Annotated in this window: 1 protein-coding gene and 1 pseudogene; one reads left to right on the forward strand and one right to left on the reverse strand. The window is 65.8% G+C overall.

What is annotated here, in order from left to right:
- Positions 1-918 (forward strand): ATP-binding cassette domain-containing protein (locus EOA27_RS37340; RefSeq protein WP_145970862.1); only part of this gene is annotated, 918 nt, incomplete at its 5' end.
- A gap of 28 nt (positions 919-946) precedes the next feature.
- Here the strand turns inward: EOA27_RS37340 and EOA27_RS37345 are convergent.
- Positions 947-1163, reverse strand: a pseudogene (locus EOA27_RS37345) (hypothetical protein); the annotation flags it as partial.

Below are 1163 nucleotides of genomic sequence, written 5' to 3' on the forward strand. Positions count from 1 at the left end.
GTGGTGGAGGAGGGCGCGGCGGAAGCGCTCTTCGCCAATCCGCAGCATGCCTACACCAAAATGCTGCTCGCGGCCGAGCCGACCGGCAGCAAGGCGGCGCCGCCGGCCAATTCGCCGGTGCTGCTCGAAGGCCGAAATGTCGAAGTCGTCTTCAAGATCGGCGGCGGCTTCCTCGGCGGCGAGCCGCTGATGCTGCGCGCGGTGGACAAGATCTCGGTCAGGCTGAAGCGCAACCAGACGATCGGCATCGTCGGCGAATCCGGTTCGGGCAAGTCGACGCTCGGCCGCGCGCTGCTCAGGCTCTTGCCCAGCGACGGCGTCATCCGCTTCGGCGACCGCGACATCTCAGGAGCCGATCGCCAGGCGATGCGGCCGCTCAGGCGCGAATTGCAGCTCGTCTTCCAGGACCCGTTCGGTTCGTTGTCGCCGCGCATGACCGTCGGCCAGGTGATCACCGAGGGCCTTCTGGTGCATGAGCCTTCGCTGACCGGCAAGCAGCGCGACCAGCGCGCCGTCGAGGCGTTGCGCGAGGTCGGCCTCGATCCCAACGCCCGCAACCGCTATCCGCACGAATTCTCCGGTGGCCAGCGCCAGCGCATCGCCATTGCCCGCGCCATGATCTTGAAGCCGAAAGTGGTGGTGCTGGACGAGCCGACCTCGGCGCTCGACCGCTCGGTGCAGAAGCAGATCGTGGAATTGCTGCGCAAGCTGCAAGCCGACCACGAGCTGTCCTACCTCTTCATCAGCCACGACCTCGCTGTGGTGCGCGCCATGGCCGACTACATCATCGTGATGAAGCAGGGAAAGATCGTCGAGGAAGGACCGACGCAGGAAATCTTCGACAACCCGCGCGAGGCCTACACGCAGACGCTGATGAACGCGGCGATCGATTCAACACGGTTCCGCATCAGCGCTTGAGGCGGGGCGAGCCCGACCGGGCGCCGGCTCACTGCGCGGAGGGGCACCTTTGCTTTCTGGCCGTGACGATCACCTGCTGCTGTTGCTGCAGCCGTTCGATCCGGACGGTTTCGCGATTGGCAACCACTGCCTTCACACGTTCGCCGCCGAGCAGCCAGTTCGGCACGCTGGTATTGGCGACCTTGCCGCGGGCGATTGCGGTACGCGAAATATCCGTGGCGGTGTCGCCCACCGCATTGTTGAGC

Origin of the sequence: Mesorhizobium sp. M2A.F.Ca.ET.037.01.1.1, assembly GCF_003998075.1 — a bacterium.
Taxonomy (GTDB): domain Bacteria; phylum Pseudomonadota; class Alphaproteobacteria; order Rhizobiales; family Rhizobiaceae; genus Mesorhizobium.